The sequence below is a fragment of the Psychrosphaera sp. B3R10 genome (genome assembly GCF_018861025.1).
GTDB lineage: Bacteria > Pseudomonadota > Gammaproteobacteria > Enterobacterales > Alteromonadaceae > Psychrosphaera > Psychrosphaera algicola.
On the sequence record NZ_JAHKQH010000026.1, the window covers coordinates 232,392 to 251,830 of the forward strand.

Genomic DNA, 19,439 nt, shown 5'->3' on the forward strand with positions numbered 1-19,439 from the left:
ACGCAGACACCCACCGTTGTTTTAACCGCCTAACGTGAGGTAAATTCAATTATTTATGCTTGCCACTCTTGGCTCATAAGCTTTATTTCGTCAGCAAACAGCTCCGCAACAAAAACATCACCTTGATTTATTTTCCCAACACCTTTTGGCGTGCCGGTCATAATGACATCGCCATCGTCTAGCGAAAACACCGTTTCGACTTCCGATAATATCGCGGTTGGAGAGTGGATCATGTGTTCTACACCGCCAGCTTGTTGTAGCTTGCCATTTATCCAGAGTTTCAAATGAAGCTTTTCTAAATCGAAATCCAACTTAACAAAGGGAGATAACACAGCGGCACCTTTAAAACTTTTAGCTCGCTCCCACGGAAGCCCATTCTGCTTCAACTTAGTTTGAATTTCTCGTTTTGTTAAATCTAAGCCAACCCCGACCGCATCTAAAAACCCGTTTTTTACGACAAAACATATTTCTGTCTCAAAATGAATTTCATCGCCGCTTTGAGCGCTCCCAAGCTTAAAAACAAAACTGTCAGATATTGCAGAATTGGGTTTTATAAACAACACCATCTCGTCAGGAACCACATTATTCAACTCCTTAATATGGTCTACAAAGTTACGCCCAACACAAACAACTTTATTAGGTATGTTCTTAGTTCCAGCGACAGTGATTCTATTTAGTGACATACAAATATTCCTTTGCTCGGATTAAGTGGATACGCTTAAGAAGTGTAAGTTTAACTAAAACAGACGGTAAACAAACACGTTTCCAGTTCATAATTAACAAAAAACCCCAGGCGACTGGGGTTAATTTTAATATAGGAAGAGCTATTAGAAGATTAGCTAACTGTTACTTTGGCAAACTTTCTTTTACCGACCTGATAAATTTCACTGCTGCCAACTTCAATAATCAACTTAGTATCACTGATTTTGTCTTTGCCGTTTAACTTAACAGCCCCCTGCTTGATCATGCGCATCGCTTCAGAGGTACTTGCCACTAAACCAGCTTCTTTAAGTAAATTACTGATAGCAATTGGTTCACCTGATGTCACCGTAACTTCTGGAATTTCGTCAGGCAACGCATTTTTTTGGAATCGCTTAATGAAATCGGCATAAGCATCATCCGCAGCTTGTTCACTGTGGAAACGTGCAATTAGTTCTTTTGCTAATTCAATTTTGACATCACGAGGGTTGCTGCCCGCTTCAATATTTGCTTTAAATTGCTCAATTTCAGCAATTGGGCGGAAACTAAGTAAGTCATAGTAACGCCACATTAGCTCGTCAGAAATAGACATTACTTTACCAAACATATCCTGCGGCGCGTCTGTAATGCCGATGTAATTGTTCAAAGACTTAGACATCTTTTGAACACCATCTAATCCTTCTAACAAAGGCATCATCAAAACAGATTGTGGACGCTGACCTTCGTCTTTTTGCAACTCACGGCCCATTAATAGGTTAAATCGTTGGTCTGTACCACCTAATTCAACGTCAGCTTTAAGTGCAACTGAATCCCAACCTTGTACAAGTGGGTATAAAAATTCATGAATTGCGATTGACTGACCACCCGCGTAGCGCTTTTTAAAGTCGTCTCGTTCCAACATACGTGCAACGGTTTGACGAGCAGCTAGCTTAATCATGTCTGACGCACCAAACTCGTTAAACCATGTCGAGTTAAAAGCGACGGTGGTTTTAGCTGGATCTAAAATTTTGAAAACCTGTTCTTTATAGGTTTCTGCGTTTCTTAGCACGTCTTCTTTAGTTAACGGCTTACGCGTAACATTTTTTCCCGTTGGGTCGCCAATGAGTCCAGTAAAGTCACCAATTAAAAAGATAACTTCATGGCCTAGGTCTTGAAATGTTTTTAGTTTATTAATTAGAACAGTATGACCTAAATGAAGATCAGGAGCTGTAGGATCAAAACCGGCCTTGATGCGAAGAGGTTTGCCCTCTTCTAGTTTTTTGATCAGATCGTCTTCTGGCAAAATTTCATCTGTGCCACGTTTGATCTCAGCTATAGCGTTTTGGATGTCGGTCATGTTATCGCCTGTAAATTACTACTCGAAGAGTCAGGTTAAAAATAGAATCGCCGGAGTTTACGACAATTTGTCCCTTTTTTGAATGTTAAGCTAGGTACAAATTGCGATATTCTTCAAATGCGTACTGATCTGTCATACCGCTAACGTGATCTTGGATCAATCGACAACGGTAATAAAACTCCAGTAATACAAAGTCGGGCTGGTTAATCAAAGGTTCAATTGCCACTCGATAGGCTTTTAAATGTTTGTTTGCAAGGCGTTTATAAAGCCTAGCTTCTAAAAGCCCACCGCGTTTTCGGTCCCATACCATGTCTTGAAACTTGTCTGTTTTGCATAATAACAAAGGTTCAAAAGCTTGCAGTAGCCCCGATATAATTTGATAACCCTGTAGTTCTTTTGTCTCAACTTCATGTGTTGAGAATATGTATTTAATCGCGACATCTTTAAATGTCGAAATAACGTTATGAAAAATACTGTCGTCTTCGAGTAAGGCACGATTAAAATCGCCTTCGTAGACGCTTTCAATATTATCGATAAATTGCACAGCAGCATGATCGACCAGAGGATGAATGAGCTGCACCCGCAACCAAACAAAAAATTCATGAGTCTTGTTTATCGGCTCTTTTTCACTTCTGCCAAGTGCATATTCTACGGCCTCTTCAAATGTCTTGTTTTTCGTGATCCTTTGAGTACTTGTTTCACCAGCGTACCGATTAAACGTCTCGATTAAATGAGCAGACAACTGTTGGCAATCTAGTAGTCCTTTTTCAACACCATCTTCAATGTCTGCTAAACAGTAACTTATGTCATCTGCCGCTTCCATTAAATAGGCTAAAGGATACCTGTGACCGGGCTTTATTTCTAAATGGGTTGACATCGACTTGATGTCTTCCATTTCAGAATAATAAAACCCGACTTTCTTCTTCAAATAAGACAGTGGTTTGCTTTTGTCAGGTCTTTGTTCAAGCCCCGAACGCGTATATTTTAGTATGCTGGCCGCTTGCGAGTACGTTAGGTTTAAACGTAACAAATTAAAGATGATCCGAAATGCTTGAGCGTTTCCTTCGAAATTTTTAAGTTCGTGTTTAAGTTGCAACGCCAACATTTTGTTCGACGACTGCGCAAACAAAACATGTTTATCAAGGTGTTTTTCAAACCAATGGTTAATCGCCGCTTCACCAAAATGACCAAAAGGCGGATTACCAATGTCGTGCATCAAGCACGCCATTTCTACTAATGTTTCAACTTCTCTTTCGAATGGCAGCAAACCGATATCTAACGGATTTTGGTTTAATTTTTTGAAAATTGTTCGAACAATATGTCGACCCGTCTGCTGTACTTCTAACGAATGCGTTAAACGGCTGCGTACTGCAGAGTTATTTTCTAATGGAAAAACTTGTGTTTTTTGTTGAAGACGACGGATCGCAGCTGACTGAATAATTCGGCCTCTGTCACTTTCAAACTGTTCAGCTAAATAACTAATATCGGAAGGAGGGGTTGCTCGTCCATATGAACGCAACGCAGTGATTTTCTTCTTGAAATCCATAAAACTAGAAACTCTCGGCAAAGGATGAAAACACCCTAGTGGCGGATATTCCAGCCAACTAATAAGTGAGTACGATTGTTAAAGGTAAGGTCGGCTTCTTTAAATTTTTCGGTTTGGCAAATTGGAGCCATTTTATATTTATAAAAAGTTAATGAAGACTCACGACTAACTTCTTTTTTTTCAGATTCTGGCAACACGTTCCACGACAAATACACTTGTTTTTTGGTCATGCCCCGTACAATTCGACATTCTAATATCGCTTTCTTGATCTTTTTTGACAACTTAGGATAACCAGCAATATAACTTTCAGCTCGAGCTTGCCGCTCATCTAGTTGTTTTTGTTGCTTCTTTTTTTGTTTCGCCCAATAAGTTTCAATGGATTCAGCTCTGCTAACGTCATAAAACGTCATCTTTGACTCGTCTCCACAAGGCAATGCCGAAAACTTCGTTACACCATCTTCGATACACCGGTATACCTCTGCATTAATGTTTGCAGACATAAACAGACCAAAGACTAATAGTAGAAAACCAGCCGCTCGCATTAACCTACATTTTCCTTTCTGTTAAACTTAAATTCAGACCATGTTGAAATGTAAAATCACTGATATTCTCAGTTTTTTTTCAAACTTCCACACAAATAAGTCGTAATAGTGCGGTAAAATCAACGATAAACCTAGCATTCCACATAAAACGATGTACATCAAGGCAAAAATACCAATGACACAATTTGCAATCACCAATGAAGTACATAAAACATTAGAAATCAAAAAAAGCCAATTCATTTGCTGGCTCAAAACTGTGGATTCTCGTGAAGATGCCATGGCGTTTCTTGCTATCGCCAAGCAAACTTACCCTGACGCGCGACACCATTGTTGGGCGTATATCATGGGCGCCAACGCACAATCTCAAACCGCCGCGATGTCCGATGATGGAGAACCTTCTGGTACCGCTGGAAAGCCCATTCTCAATGTTTTACAACATAAACCTGTCAATAATATTATGGCAATTGTCATTCGTTATTTTGGTGGTATTAAACTTGGGGCCGGAGGGCTTGTAAGAGCATATTCGCAATCTGTTGAACAAGCGTTTGGTGAGGCGGAATTAGCGCCTATTGTCCCTGTAGATAGTTTTACGGCGAAGTTTGATTTTGCTCAAGAACAATGGGTTCGCCACCAACTTGATTTATTGAATGGCACTATTTTAGATGTTGAATATGCTGAGTCTGTAACAATGACAGGGCTTATTCCAAGTGAAGGCTTGCAACAATTACAAAATGCCATTGCGTCAAAAAGCATTGATTTAGTCATTGATGAATAAAAGGTTAATACAAATATATTAGAAACGTCTTAACCAATTCTATGTGAGTTAATTAACGTCTTTAGCAAACCGCGGCGCAGCAACTGTCGTTAGCCCGAATTTGATGTCTGAGACATCTTTGATATTGCCAATGGTAATATCAATTGATTATATTCATTCATTAAGTTTTGGATCTGCAGTTTAATTAACTCCCGTTCATCTTCATCTAACGATTCATCATTGTAATCAAGTGTTGCCTGCTCAATTTCAATACGTTTATTCGTTGCCAGTTCCTCTAAATTTGCTTTATCTGAAACGGTCAAGGTCACATCTTGTGATTGCTCGGCTTGACGAACCTGAGCTACTTTCGCCATCGCTCTTGCTTGGCTCTGCGCTAATTTCACTTGTTGCAAGCTCGTCGGCTTCGTTAATTGAGTTGTTTTTTTAAGTTCCGCTTCTGGTGAAACATTTTGCTCCAGATGATGACTAAAAATGACAAATATCGCGACACAGAAGGCAACAATAAACGCGCCAATTAACACAATTTTATTCTTTTTCATTGTCAATGACCTTAGTTTGAACCCGTTGAGAAAGTATGTGTACCTAAATTCTTGGTATTGCCCGCCATATCCCTAACGCTTGATAAAATGCTAATTCGATACGTTGTTGATCCTAACAGTGCCGAATTTGGGGTAAATATTATTGTGTCACCTACTACCTCATATTCACCTTCTATAACATCGGTACCTTGCTTGATTTCAGGTAACGAGCGACCATCAATGACCTCATCAAAAACGATGGTTATTGTTGTATTAACATCAACATCTGTTGCATTACTTGCTGGGTCAAGACTGACCAGAGATGGACCCGTTGTATCGTTTGACTCAGAAAGCGATGTCGTAAATGTCAGTACATTGCTTGCTGCGTACTGGTTACCAGCATAGTCACAAAACGCATTAACCGAAACATAATAAGTTGTATCAGCCGATAAGTTTTCCTGGCCTTCAATCGTCACGATTTTTCTGTCCGACGACAATGAGACATAGATATCGACTGAACTATCATCGGTACTTAAAGTCACACCTGTTTCAATAGGACAAGAATCGCTCAGGGCAACGTCAAATTCTAAAACGACCTGGCCATTTAAGGGCATATCTGTATATCCATCAGGTAAATTTGTCGCCACTAAAATAGGAGCTGTCGCATCTAAAGCATCAGCTGTAGTGAACACACGTCGTTGCGACTGAGCCAAAATATTCCCTGCGTTATCTAATAGATAGGGAGAGTAACCAACATAAAAGTCATAGCGAGAATTTGCTACCAATACCGAATCAGGCAATAACGTTAATGTCTGCCCGTTATTGCTTAACTCCCACGTAGAAGCAACTTTTTCCTGTGCGCTAAAGTCTAATAGATAAAACGTATCCGTATCTATTGTTGTAACATCAACAGGTTCGTCAAACGTCACTTGCAACAATGGATTTAGTGGTATGTCAACACTGTAATTAATAGGAATACTCCATGCGCTAACTTCCGATTTGGCAGTATCGACTTTATTACCTGTTGTAAAGGTTACTGTCATTGACTCCTGCATAGCATTACGACTTAAATCATAGAGCCCAGAGATCGTAAATGTATATGTTTCGTCCGGATCTAAAAGCCGTTTTGGTGTGAAGGTTATCAGTGTTCGCTCACGAGTTAGGTTCATAGCTAATGGAATATTCAGGCCCTCACTATCCATCAAATTTGCGATATTTGAGTCAAAACTTGAAATTGCTTCGTCGATTCGAACTCGCAGTTTAAGGTTCAATGGCAGACCAGTTTGCTCATTATCTACATTAATTGAGAGCAACGTTGGGGATGTCACATCGATATCGCTATTTGTCGTAAAGTATCGATATTCGTGCCCTGCTGGATTGCCACTCAAATCACGCAAGCCAGTTGCATAAGTATAATGCAACGTATCGGCGACTAACGCAGAAGCAGGTGTAACTGTAAGTATGGTGCCATCTGACGACAACTCCCATGTAGAGGCAATCCTCAAGTCACTTGAATTCCAATAATAAATGCCTTCATTAGATAAACTTGTTGGATCAATCGGCTCAGAAAAATGCCATTGAGTTACCGCATTAATCGGTATATTAATTTGATTATTTGATATTGAGACATCTACAACCGTCGGTGCCGTAACATCTGCGCTATCGCCAGTATTAAATACTGTTTGGGCGGATACAGCCACATTACCTGCACCGTCAGTGACACCACTAACCACTTCCGTAATTTCGCTGCTTGTCGCAAGGCTTTGTTGGTGGCGATAAGTAATGACTTTGTCTTCTTCATCAAACATTACATTTGTTGCCGATGGGTTATTCGCAACAAATGATATTGGATTGATGCTTTCGTCATATCTAACCGAAAATAGCGCGTTCACCCCTATATTCTCAGCGCCATTTGGCGGATTCATTGCAACTATAGTAGGGCCAACATCATCCACAATCGACAAATCATCCGTTGTAAATGAAATGTAGTGATTACCATATTTTATGTCTCCGTCGGTATCAATAATGTCCGATGTAAACTGCACATAGTAACTATTATTGACCTCGAGAGGCTCGTCAGGATAAACAGAAATAATTGTGCCAGTAGGATCAAGTTGCACTGTCGCGGGATGAAGTTGTGCTTCAAGGTTGTTTGTGTACAATTTGACGTTTTCAGATGTCACTGTAGATTCATCCAATGGCTCTGAAAATTGCGCCATAATGGTCAAATTCAAAGGTAAATGAGTGCCACCCTGTGGATAAGTCGATGTCAATGCAGGAGCGATACCTATTTGCTCAGAAATTTCAGCCATTTCAAAATTACTGTCGTAGGAATAAATCCGATTACCAACTAGATCGGTTAGGCCATCCACATAGACCTCAATACGTGCACCAGGAGTAAGTCCACCAGCTTTCGTCAATGTCAGTGTAGAGCCAGATGAAGATAAACTGACGTCAACTTCCACTAACTCACCATCTTCCAATACAGTTACGCCATCCGCTAAATTTGCCGCAGATATTGGTTTCGACAAATAAAGAGTTATCGTGTCAATATCATACGAAGTATCATCGTTATAACTCGGTACTTGTTGCAAAACTCTGGGACGAACATTACCTGTTGGATCAAGTCCTGTTGTAAAAGAACTCACAAACGGCACCAATGCGTTACCTGATAAATCCACGATCTTGTCATTAGCGACAACAGAAATTAGGCTGTTTTCAGGTAGATTTGCACTAATCGTGACAAACTGCCCGTCCACTGAGCGACTTATTGACGTCGTGAGCGTTTCTGAACCACTAAATACCGCGATATTAGATGAAGTTAATTGCGAGGCATCCATAGGTTCGCTAAATGTTAGAACAATGTCTGTATCTGAATTTGTATCAATACTGAGATCCGCTGGCGAAATTGCCACTATGGTCGGTGACGTATTTTCAACCGATTCCGCAGTGACAAATTGTCGAGTACCAAGGCTCCGTGTATTCCCAGCTAAATCAGCAACCGTACTATACAAATAAATGGTATACGTTGTATTTCCGACTAAATTAACCGAAGGCGTAAAGACGACTGTATTACCAGTTACCTGATACGATCCTGGGACGGTAATTCCGGCCCCACGCACTTCGGGTGCGGTGCGTTGGTCAATATCCTCATCAAATTCCATTGTTATAGTAGAGAGCGACGTTGTGATTTCCGTTGCCTGATGGTCAGGTGAAATTGATACTAGCCCCGGTGCGTCATTGTCTACTTCCGTGTTACTAAGCGTTGAAAATTCAAGTTGATAAGAGTCATTTGTATTACCTGCGTAATCACAAATATCTGACATTGTCAGGACATAACTTGTCGCTGCAGAAAAGTTTTCGACAGGTGTGATACTAAGTGTTTTATCATCTGAACTTAACGCCAAATCGATATCAATCGCAATACCATTTGCTTCAACTTTAATGCCTTCGTCGAGTAGACAACCACGGTTTAGTCTTTCGTCAAACGTAAGCTCTACGGCACCGTTAATAGGCATATTTGTTGCGTTTGTGGTGATATTTGTCGATAACACATTTGGCGCAACATCATCCGTTTCATAGGCGGTAGTAAAGTAGCGATAATTGCTATTGCTTACCCTATTTCCGGCTAAATCTTTTATATAAGGCGAATACCCAAGGTAGAAGTAATGACGAACACCAGCCCTTAATGCCTCACTAGGAATAAAAGTAATGGTTTTTTTATCATTAGATATTTGCCAATCACCCTCGACATCAATACCCGTGGTATTGTCGTACAAATAGAAAGTTTCTTCATCGACAGTTGCAGGGTCGATAGGTTCATCAAACGTCACAGATAGTTTGGGATTTCTAGGTGCGTTTTCTGCTCCATGGGTCGGTGCACCCCATATTGCAATACTGCCGCCTTCGATGTCCGTTAACGCACTTGTAGTAAAATGTGTCGTCATCGGTGTGCTTAAAGTACCGCCACTGCTATTTTCAACCAAACCTATTGACCAGGTGTACTGGCTATTCGATTTGAGTAACATTTTTGGGGTCAACGTAAGTAATCTACGTTCTCTGCTCAGTTCAAGTTCAAAATCGACAGGGTTACCTTGATCATCTTGCAAGCTAATATGCTGTTCATAATCTGTTGTGATTGATTGATTAAAACGAGCATTTAATTTTACATTTCTCGGTACCGAAGTCGCGTTATCTTCTACTGTCGTTGCGCTAATCGCCAGCGGTTGTTCTGTGACATTCCGGTCGGTATCGACTCGATAGTAAGTATAACTAAACACGTTATGACTTAGGTCGCGCACGCCATAAATATAGAAATATAATCGACGATAAACGGGCAATAAGGCCGTTGGAATTAATGTGATTTTTCGGCCATCAGCGGAGAGTTCAACGCTCGCTGCAATATTTTTGCCTGTGGAGCCATCATACAAATAGACCGAACCTGAATGCACACTTAACGGATCGATTGGTTCATTAAATGTAACCGACAATATTGCATCGCGTTGGACGACGTCATAATCAAAAAACGTAGAATCCACTATTGTTGGTGCGGCAATGTCAGGTCCACCGGCTGTAGTAAACGTCGTCGACGCACTAACGACTTTGTTACCGACTAGATCGTAAACTTCCGATATTGTCTCTGTATGTTCTGTCAAAGCAGGTAATGGCTGGTAGTAACTATATCGTAATTGCTTATTGTCTGCATCAAACTGAATATTCGCCTGACCCAAGCGATTAAACCTCAAACTATTAATGTATTCGTCAAATTCAACAGTAAACGTTGCATTTGTACCTATGCCAACCGTGCCTTCTGCTGGGCTAAATGCCGTAATCATTGGTTGTCTATCATCAACTATAGAGTCACTGTCGGTATAGATGTAATTAGAAAAACTGAAATTTAATGAATCGCCATCCGTGTCTAAAACACTAGATTCGATAGATAAATAATATGATCTACCGACCTCAAGTAACGCTGACGGAATAATGGTTAAGAGCTTGCCTGTTTCGTCCCAATCAAGATGATAGCTTATTGATTCCCAATCTGAGCTAAATTCACCACCAACGGCTTGCAAGTTAACGGTTTGCTCATTAAAGGTGGATTGATCCATTGGCTCATTAAACTTGACCATAAAGGAGCTATTCAATGGCACGCCTTCGTAACTGCTCTGCGGTGTATAACCTATTACATAAGGGCTATAACCAACTCGACCGTCTAAATACGCTAACGTAAAATAAGCACTGGCTGAGTAAATTCGATTACCAGAAAGATCTCTTATCGAATCATCTAAGAAGCTGGTTATTTCAGCGCCATAGGCAAACCCGTCAGCATAATAAACATGAATTGTTTTACCATCATTTAAAAGAGACACCTCAACATCAATTGGTTGGCCATTCTCAACAACTTTAACACCTTCAGCTAGGGTACTAGGGTCAAGCGGCTGATTAAAATGGAAATAAATGTTATTTCGTTCCGTCACTTCAGAAACACCATTTTCTGGACTCTCTTGAATTAGTGAAGGTCGAGAGTAATTATTGCTTTCGGCACCTGTCGTGAACGAACTGACGAAGTGATTTAATGGATTGCCACTGAGATCAACCACGTTACTAGATACAATTATGCTGACAATGGAATCGGCTGGTAAGCTTGCTATTAATGTAACTTCTTTACCATTTACGCCACGATATACGCTTGGCGATACAATTTCGCCTGCTGCATACAAGACAATGTTGCTGCTATTTAAGGTATTTTGAGTGATCGGCTCGCTGAACGATAAAACAATCTCTGTACTATCTGGTGAGACCCCTATTGCACCGTTTTCAGGAGAAACTAATGTCACCTCCGGAGGGGTCGTATCTATTTCAGACACTGTATTGAAATATTGTGTTCCACCATACGTTGTATTGCCAGCAAGGTCTGGAACATTATTATAGATTTCTATTCGGTATCTATTTGACCCCAACAGTGGCTCACTAGGTGTAAAAGTAATTACATTACCAACAATTTCATAGCTCCCCGCCACTTCTAGATCAGTTCCTGATATTTCGAGCTCTATTTTAGGCCTTGCCATCAAAGAAACGTCTTCATCAAACTCTAAAACAATTGAAGTATCTTTTGGAACATCTACCGCTTGATGTAAAGGTGAGATGCTAACCAAACTAGGACCCGTTGTATCCGGACTTGAGTTACTCGACGTGGTAAAGCTAATTGTTTGTTTCTCTAATACGTTACCGGCGTAGTCGCATATTTGGTTTAGTTCCAACTGGTAACTTGTACTTGGTAAGAGCTGTTCATCACTTTCTATGGTGATCTGGTCCCCACTACCGCCTAAAGTAACTGAAATCGCTACCGTTTCTTGCCCAGTTGTTAACGTCGCAGCTTGATCTAACGCACACGTTTCAGAGATTTTTCGGTCAAATTCAAATATAAATTGTGGATTGATTGGCATCGTTAAAGAGCCATTAACAACATTTGTTGTCATTAATTGAGGGGTTGTCGCAAGTTCATCTAAGCCTGTTGTAAAGTTCCGCGTTGCACTATTTACAACTGTATTTCCTGCAATATCAGTAATAGGAGTGACCCGGCCGACATTGATTGTATAAGAGTGTTCTGGCGTCAATAAACTGCTTGGCTCGAGACGAATTGTTGTTAAGTCATCGCTAATAGATTGGCTGGTAGCAACAAGTTCACTTACATTGTTGTCATACAAATAAAATCCTGCAGAAACCACAGTTGTTGGGTCAACAGGCTTTGATAGTGTCACTTCAATGACAGGATTGAGTGGCAAATCCGTAGCATAGTTATTCGGGATACTCCAATTAACGATGCTACCAAATTCCGTATCGAGTAATTGCCCAGTTGTGAAATTTAACGAAAGTGCTTCGGTTAATGTATTTCCAGCTAAATCACTCACGCCAGCGATCATAAATTGATAATCTGAACCCGCGTCTAATTCGACCGTTGGTTGCAAAATTATTCGAGAACGGTCTGCCTCAACACTAACTGTTGCATCTACTTTTTGACCGTCGACATCAAATAACTCTATACCACTGAGCTGCATGGCGTCGATAGGCGAATCAAACAATACGGCAAAATGACTATTGATTGGTAAGTCTACATCCCCCTCTGCTGAGCTTGTTCTTTGAACCACTGGCGGCACTAAGTCCTCTGAAAAGTTCGTTTTAAAATCAAATTGATAGCCATTCAACTGATTGCCGTATATATCGGTAATTCCAGCAGATATATATACGTTATACTCGCGGCTAGCTTTAAACAGCTGGTCCGCGACAAAACGGATAATCGTATTATCATCAGATAAACTTAATTGACCGGATATGTCTTCCCCAGTTAGCCGGTCTTGTACCACAAAGTTGTTAGAGGTCAGTGTTGTTGGGTCTATAGTTTCATTTATAGCGACAGCGATTTGGGTATTTCGAGGAATATTCACCGAGTTGTCCCATGGACTTACTTTTAAGACTTCCGGTTTGTCAGATTCAACACATGTCCCTGTTGAAAATGTCGAACTAAACGAACCTGACATTGTGTTCCCAGCGCTGTCTTTTACACCCGAAATCGTAATTGTAAAATTGCTGTCTGTTGCTAACGAATCGGTTGCTCGGAAAAATACCTCGGCGCTATTTAGCACGGCGGTTACCGTGCCGGTAATGGCTCCGACATTTTCCTGCAGTAGACTTAGACTCGAGTTATTTACACTTGATGCACGAATAGGCTCATTAAAACGAATCGTAATGCCCTGATTGGTACAAACATTTGTCTGTAGATCGGTGGGGGTTACGTTGATAACAATTGGTCGTGTTGTGTCTGAGTTTAAAGGGTCTGTATCAGCTGCAACTTCGTCGCCATCTAGTATTAAATCGTCGTCACTATCTTCATCTAATGGATCGGTCCCCATCTCAACTTCGAGTCCATCTATTAATCCATCATCGTCCGAATCTGGGTTATTTATATCTGTCCCCAATATCGCTTCCTGATCGTCCGTCAGGCCATCTTCGTCGGTATCAAGATCGTCAACAACATCCAATATATTTACCGTCACCGTTAGGTTTGTCGACAGATTCGTCGGCGAGCCATTGGTTTCTGTTGCCCGAATAACAATGTCGTACATTTCTGTCGTTTCAAAATCCAGTGCAGTATTATTCTCTACAAAAAGTACCCCTGTTGCATTGTCGATGGTAAATATTTGAAGTTCGTCTTCGCTAATTGTCCATTGGACTGCATTCCCTTCTGGGTCAGCTAAAATGGTTGCGGTGTAACCTGCCTCGCTTTGATTTGGGGTATTTTCGTTTAGACTAAATTGACTGGCGGAACTAAACACTGGCGGTTCATTTACGTTAAGAACCCGAACATCGATAACATATGTTTGCGACAAATTCCCGTCTGATAAAACAAGTTCAAGCTCAATATTCGGTGTAGTCTCAAAATCAAGTACTGCGTCCGTACCCACACGGACCTCACCATCGGCATTGATATACAATCCGTTGCTAGAACTATTTAACGAATACAAGACTGTTTGGGCTTCAGGGTCAATGCCTGTCGCTTGATAAACTAATGTCCCCTCTGTGGTGTTTTCCAATAGCTCAAAATCAGTTGCAGAGGTCAGCATGGGGGCTTCATCAACATTTGATAAATTTATTGTAAATGGTAGCGTCGCAACCGCATCAAAAACATCAAATACCGAAATCGTAAATTCAAATTTATCAACCGTCTCAAAATCTATTAAAGCGTTGTTTTTAACGGAAATGACACCTGTAAGTTCGTCAATTTCAAACGAATTGGTGACATCATCTATAACGAACGTTAATGGATCTTGCTCAGAATCAGTTGCCGTGACCGTGAATATTTCTGAACCTTCGTCTAGATTTTCCGCAATGACTACCGACGCGGCCGATGTGATTATTGGACCTGTATTGTTCGTCGTTATCAATACCACTAGCTGATAGTTATTCACTTCCGAGTCGACCAATATTTCCAATGTGATAATTGAAATACCGCCTTGCCCTATTGCAGGTGTAAACGTGATTTCGCCATCGCTAAGTACGACATTACCGACGGAAGCTGATGCAGATGATATTTCAACATTGGATGGTAAATCTCCGAGGATCTGCTCGAGATCAACTACAATTGGCGTTAAGTCGTCCGTTGTTGCGTGGGCCGCAACAACGTTTAACTGGACCGTTGCAATACTGCTAACCAAATTCCCATCTGTTACTCGGTAACTGAATGAATCTACACCAATAAATCCGGCCTGTGGTGTATAGACAAAACTACCGTTAGCATTGACTACCACCGTGCCCGAACCAGCCGTTGTCACGCTTGCAACATCGATAATAACTGTATCACCATCGATATCAGTGTCATTAGTCAAAATCCCTAGAGCGCTTGGAATTGTTGCTACTGCCGCATTTGACACCACATAAACATCGTTATTCGCCACTGGAGGATCGTTTTTAGGTTGCACGTTTATTTGCGCGACCGCCACCGTTTGATTGCCTTCCGGGTCGGTTAATTGATAACTAAAACTGTCTAACCCAGTGAAATTATCGATTGGTTGATAAGAAAATGAACCATCTGTGGCCAATACTAATTCGCCGTGCATTGTCGTTGTTACTACCGATAAAATAAGTTCAGACAGGTCATTATCATTATCCGAATCATTCGCTAATACCCCGTTTGCAGTTGTTATCGTTAGTAGCGCGTCCTCATCGACTTGATAGGAATCTGCAATCGCAAATGGGGGATAACCATTAAAGTCTGGTGATTGAATAGTAACAAGTGTTTCAGCACTTAAATCGTTGCCATCAGACGCTTGGTAAGAAAATTGATCAAACGTCGTAAAGCTGTCATTGGGGGTATATAAAAAACCACCGTCTGTATTTACAGAAATTGTCCCAAACAAAGGTGCAGTAACAAGCGGTAAATTTACGGCTAGGTCGTCACTTTCTACATCAAAATCATTTTCGAGCAGTCCGGGACTGGCAACCGTTAAAGTGTCTCCAGTAATAACGAAACCGTCAACATTTGAAACAGGAAGGTCATTAATACCAGTCACATTAATCTGCACTAATCCGATTGCAGTTAGGCTATTAGAACTTGTAATTTGATAACTAAATTGGTCTGTACCAAAAAAGTCAACATTAGGAATATAATCAAACGTGCCGTTAGCATGTATGTCAAGTTGACCATTGGCGGCTTCTGATATTGGAGTCGTTACTATAGAAATGGTATTGGTGCCAGTGGCCGTGTCATTAGCAATTAAGTTACCGCTTAGTGTCCCATCTTCTACAACTGTAAACTCATCGTTATTGGCCGTTGGCGGAGTGAAATCCAAACCGTCTACTAAAATAATTTCCGAACTAAAAGCACTCTCGCCGGTACCATCAACCCCTGATACAACCAAATAATAATCTTGCTCAATGGATTTTTGTGACAAGCTTACTGAATTTTCTCTGATCCCTAACTCTGATATTCCGCCATTTAATGAGGCTATATTACTGCCTGTAATACCGGGCTCATTTGCTACATATACGTTATACCAAAGAAATTCGTCTGAAGTGGACCATGAAATATTTAGCTCCGAGCTCGACTCTGAAATTTCAGCAACCACATTAGTAATCGTTTTCGGTTGCCAAAATAACACCAATGTCGCGACTCTTTGTTGTTCTTCATTGCCATCTACAACCCATAGTTCAAGCGTATTTTGCCCTGGCAACCAGCCTAAAACGGTTGGATTAATACCACTGATAGTTGCTTTGAATTCTGCACCACAGTTAAGATCACAGACTGCCATGGCAAGTTCAGTATGGTTATTTCCAAGAAATATAGCGCTAATACCTTGGGCATCAGAAACATCAATTGCTAAGGTTAAATTGCCGTCAAATTGACTATTTGGTTGCGGATAAACAAAGCCACCAACAGCATTAAGTTGGCCAACTTCAATAATTTGCGAACTAGATAACGATGCCCCTTGAACTTTAGGGCTATATGAAAACGGAACGAGCTTTATATCACGGGCTTGCAATTGCACTTCATCTTGCGACCCTGGTTGCAATTGTTCTTGCGCATCAAGTGGTGCTTTTTTTGCCGCACTTTCGTCCGATCCACCACAACCGAACAGCACTAGGCTGACAGCTAAGCTACAAGCGATCTTTATTTTTGTCATTGCGCTAATCATTACTGCCACCACATATCCGTTACTTAATAATAAAACTACCCGTTGTATTGATGTTAGGGCGTAAAACTTCTTCTAACTCAAAATTACCAATTATTGAGTCTAAACCGTCATAAAATGCGGTATCTATTTCACCATCAGCCAAGTTGTTACCATGGGAAGCATGACTTATATCTAAAGCAATTTGACCAGACGTAGAAATGTTTCCAGAGAACGTTGCTCGCCATTCTCCTTCGTTATCATCTAAAGTTAAATTACCCGCGGTAACGCCTAGCGTGTCAAAATCAATGTCCATCGACATCTGGAAGTTTTTTAAGCCGCCCGCCGTTGAGTTGCCATCTAAAAGCTCAGCGTTGTTATAGGTTAATTTTCCACTTCGGTCAGGCAATAGCTGCTCTGCGGTTTTTGGTTGAGCAGTATTAAATTCATCGGTTGCGAGATATGAGCCATCTTCGGCTAAATCCACCGCAATTTCAGTAAATTGTCCATCACCTGCTGTCATTTCTGTATCTTGGCCAATGTCGTTAGCTTCGGGTACCGCTGCATCTGAGCTTTGACTATTGCTTGTTTGCGCAACTTCAGTGGTCTCTTCTTCACTATTATCTGACGGTTCATCGTTACTAGTGACTTCTTCCGAGTTTTCAGCCTCTTCAGAACTTTCTTCTGCTGTACCTGCCGTTGTTGACATACCTGAATTAAAATTCTTTGGGGGTTCAAGTAACATGGTCACTTTACCCGTACTGCTTATTGAGGCATAAGAGAATGCCTCTCCTGCGCCAAATGAAACTTGTCGACCAGGCTCATCACCAACACCGATTGAAACGTCTACAGCCCCATCCCATACAGCGATAAACATTTCTTTTGCGACAAGTTCTACTTCGTAATGAGTACCACGGATCCCAATACTGCCCACGGGAGTTTTTAATCGATAATCGCCATTTTGCGCCTTAATATTTCCCGTAACCGAGCGCAGGCCCCCTTTAACCAATTCCATGACGACAGAACCTTTACCTGACTCGTCAGAATACTGGTAATCGGCTATTTTTAATTCACTATTCGCTTTTAACGCTATAAGTCCACCATCAGACATTCGTAATTGAGCTTTTGCTTTATCGCCCGTCGTGATGAGGTCCTGTCCGAAAACAACTGCGCGACGTTTTAATTTGCGCTTTACATTGGTTTTAATGTCGCTGGCGTTTACGGCACCAACCACCAACATAGTCTTACCCGCGATATCCGCTGAATGCGCCACGCCACATCCCATAAATAATGCAATTACTGTCAGTTTCCTAATTAACATATCGGCTCCTAAAACACATATTGCCAACCCATTACGGTCTCGACACGGTTAAAATTAAATAGCTCTACATTGCTGTCTTTTTGTTGAATATTTAACTGCAATTTAAATTGTTGATGCTCAGAATATTGGTAATTTAGCTGTGATGACGCAGCAATAATAGATTCGCTACGAACCGCTTTGAAGATTGGATGTTGTAAATCGTAACTATGAGACTCATACATGACATAGCTGCTGCTCATGACTTTATCCATAACGGGCAATGCAATTTGATAAATAAGACCAATTGTGGACTTGTCATTGTAGCCATAGTCGCTGTCGGAGGCGCTGTCATTGGTATAATGCAGGTTTAATGTGTGCAACATTTTACTTTTATATTGAACACCGGCTGCCAACTTAATTCGAGAAAAATCGAGTTCCGGGCTAATTTGATTAGCCACAAATGACACATTTGCGCCAAATCTGTAATTAACTTGTTTATTTACTTTTTGTTTAAATCCAATACCCGCCCCTGTTTCAACTCGATACAAACTCACTTCGCGTTTAGGTTCCGACGTTAAATCATCTATTGTGTCTGTTTTAACATCCTGTTCTAACCATAGTGGTCGTGTATACCCAGAGTAAGATACTTGGCCAAATGACCAGTCCTGAACTAATGCAATATTTAATGCTAATTGTTGACGTTGAAACTGATTGTTTTCCACAAAACCATAATGGCTCGCAGCAACATCGATTTTTATAGCCTGATTTTGATCAATTGGATGCTGATACCCCCCCATGTATGACAGGTTATAGCCTGTATCTGAGGTTGCTTTTGCAGATTCAAATAATACGATTTCACCTAAGTCTGGAATCAAAATACTATCTTGGTCAGTACCGCTATTGATATTACTGTCTAACGATAAATTCGCACCGACAATGTGGTACCACACGGTTTTTCGACTTAAAGCGTTGCGATTAATGGTTGAGGATAAACTTGAAATTTTGTTTTGTTGTTCTGCAGTTAATGTCAATTTTTTTAGCTTTTCTAGCTCCGCTAGAGCGGCGGCGTAATTTCCCAGTTTATTGTAACTTTGAGCTAAGAAAAAGCGTCCTATAAACACCTTGGGCCTTAAAACCGATACACGTTCAAAAGCAAATACCGCTTCTTGAAAACGCTGACTGCCATACGCTGCAAACCCAAGTAACAGATCAAAATCAGCTTCGCCACCATAATCAAATGCGAAGAGCTCGGCCGTTTGATAGGCTGATTCGTAATCTTTGTTGGTCAGTAGATAATTTAACTCATCCAAAACATCTGGGTAAGGCAAAATTTCGCTACGAGCTTGACTCGCGAGAGGCAACAAGAAAATAACAAAAACAACTACTAGGCGTCTAATCAGCATAAACCACCTTCGCTAGTTTCAATTTGAGGATTGTCCACGATACAGTTTTACCTTAAAAGTTAACCTTGATAGTTGCGTTTCGATTAAAACATTCTTACTAAACCGTTTAGATAATACACACACCGTAGCCTGTTTAACAATCCAACCACGTTGTA

The 19,439-nt window shown here is 40.9% G+C and carries 9 protein-coding genes; 1 reads left to right on the forward strand and 8 read right to left on the reverse strand.

Annotated elements, in window-relative coordinates:
* Nucleotides 1-53 precede the first annotated feature (53 nt).
* The 4 genes from KO525_RS10505 to KO525_RS10520 all read right to left on the reverse strand — a co-directional run bounded on the left by KO525_RS10505 (nt 54) and on the right by KO525_RS10520 (nt 4,081).
* Nucleotides 54-683: a fumarylacetoacetate hydrolase family protein gene (locus KO525_RS10505; protein ID WP_215963758.1), complete on the reverse strand. Its 630-nt coding sequence runs from the start codon at nt 681-683 to the stop codon at nt 54-56.
* 152 nt (nt 684-835) lie between these two features.
* Nucleotides 836-2,035, reverse strand: coding sequence for a tyrosine--tRNA ligase (gene tyrS, locus KO525_RS10510; RefSeq protein WP_215963759.1), 1,200 nt, complete (start codon nt 2,033-2,035; stop codon nt 836-838).
* Between the two features lie 85 nt (nt 2,036-2,120).
* Nucleotides 2,121-3,581, reverse strand: a complete 1,461-nt coding sequence (gene dgt / locus KO525_RS10515) for a dGTPase (protein ID WP_215963760.1) — start codon at nt 3,579-3,581, stop codon at nt 2,121-2,123.
* Nucleotides 3,582-3,616: 35 nt separating this feature from the next.
* Complete coding sequence (locus KO525_RS10520) at nt 3,617-4,081, reverse strand: hypothetical protein (RefSeq protein ID WP_215963761.1); 465 nt, start codon at nt 4,079-4,081, stop codon at nt 3,617-3,619.
* Nucleotides 4,082-4,298: 217 nt separating this feature from the next.
* On the opposite strand from KO525_RS10520, the gene KO525_RS10525 reads away from it, so the two are divergent.
* On the forward strand, nt 4,299-4,898 hold the full coding sequence (locus tag KO525_RS10525; RefSeq protein ID WP_215963762.1) for a YigZ family protein: 600 nt from the start codon (nt 4,299-4,301) through the stop codon (nt 4,896-4,898).
* Between the two features lie 89 nt (nt 4,899-4,987).
* Here KO525_RS10525 and KO525_RS10530 read toward each other — a convergent pair whose 3' ends face one another.
* From KO525_RS10530 to KO525_RS10545, 4 genes are read right to left on the reverse strand one after another with little or no spacing between them, the layout of a single operon-like run.
* Nucleotides 4,988-5,437: a hypothetical protein gene (locus KO525_RS10530; protein WP_215963763.1), complete on the reverse strand. Its 450-nt coding sequence runs from the start codon at nt 5,435-5,437 to the stop codon at nt 4,988-4,990.
* Between the two features lie 11 nt (nt 5,438-5,448).
* Nucleotides 5,449-16,593: an Ig-like domain-containing protein gene (locus tag KO525_RS10535; protein ID WP_215963764.1), complete on the reverse strand. Its 11,145-nt coding sequence runs from the start codon at nt 16,591-16,593 to the stop codon at nt 5,449-5,451.
* Nucleotides 16,594-16,624: 31 nt separating this feature from the next.
* Entirely contained in the window at nt 16,625-17,902 is a 1,278-nt protein-coding gene (locus KO525_RS10540) for a FecR domain-containing protein (protein ID WP_215963765.1), read from the reverse strand.
* Nucleotides 17,903-17,910: 8 nt separating this feature from the next.
* Nucleotides 17,911-19,284 (reverse strand): lipopolysaccharide assembly protein LapB, encoded by a 1,374-nt coding sequence (locus KO525_RS10545; protein ID WP_215963766.1) that lies wholly within the window; start codon nt 19,282-19,284, stop codon nt 17,911-17,913.
* Nucleotides 19,285-19,439 lie beyond the last annotated feature (155 nt).

Bases quoted from the DNA above. Each gene is read 5' to 3' on its own strand.
- KO525_RS10505 (WP_215963758.1), bottom strand. From the start codon at position 683: ATGTCACTAAATAGAATCACTGTCGCTGGAACTAAGAACATACCTAAT.
- tyrS (WP_215963759.1), bottom strand. From the start codon at position 2,035: ATGACCGACATCCAAAACGCTATAGCTGAGATCAAACGTGGCACAGAT.
- dgt (WP_215963760.1), bottom strand. From the start codon at position 3,581: ATGGATTTCAAGAAGAAAATCACTGCGTTGCGTTCATATGGACGAGCA.
- KO525_RS10520 (WP_215963761.1), bottom strand. From the start codon at position 4,081: ATGTCTGCAAACATTAATGCAGAGGTATACCGGTGTATCGAAGATGGT.
- KO525_RS10525 (WP_215963762.1), top strand. From the start codon at position 4,299: ATGACACAATTTGCAATCACCAATGAAGTACATAAAACATTAGAAATC.
- KO525_RS10530 (WP_215963763.1), bottom strand. From the start codon at position 5,437: ATGAAAAAGAATAAAATTGTGTTAATTGGCGCGTTTATTGTTGCCTTC.
- KO525_RS10535 (WP_215963764.1), bottom strand. From the start codon at position 16,593: ATGACAAAAATAAAGATCGCTTGTAGCTTAGCTGTCAGCCTAGTGCTG.
- KO525_RS10540 (WP_215963765.1), bottom strand. From the start codon at position 17,902: ATGTTAATTAGGAAACTGACAGTAATTGCATTATTTATGGGATGTGGC.
- KO525_RS10545 (WP_215963766.1), bottom strand. From the start codon at position 19,284: ATGCTGATTAGACGCCTAGTAGTTGTTTTTGTTATTTTCTTGTTGCCT.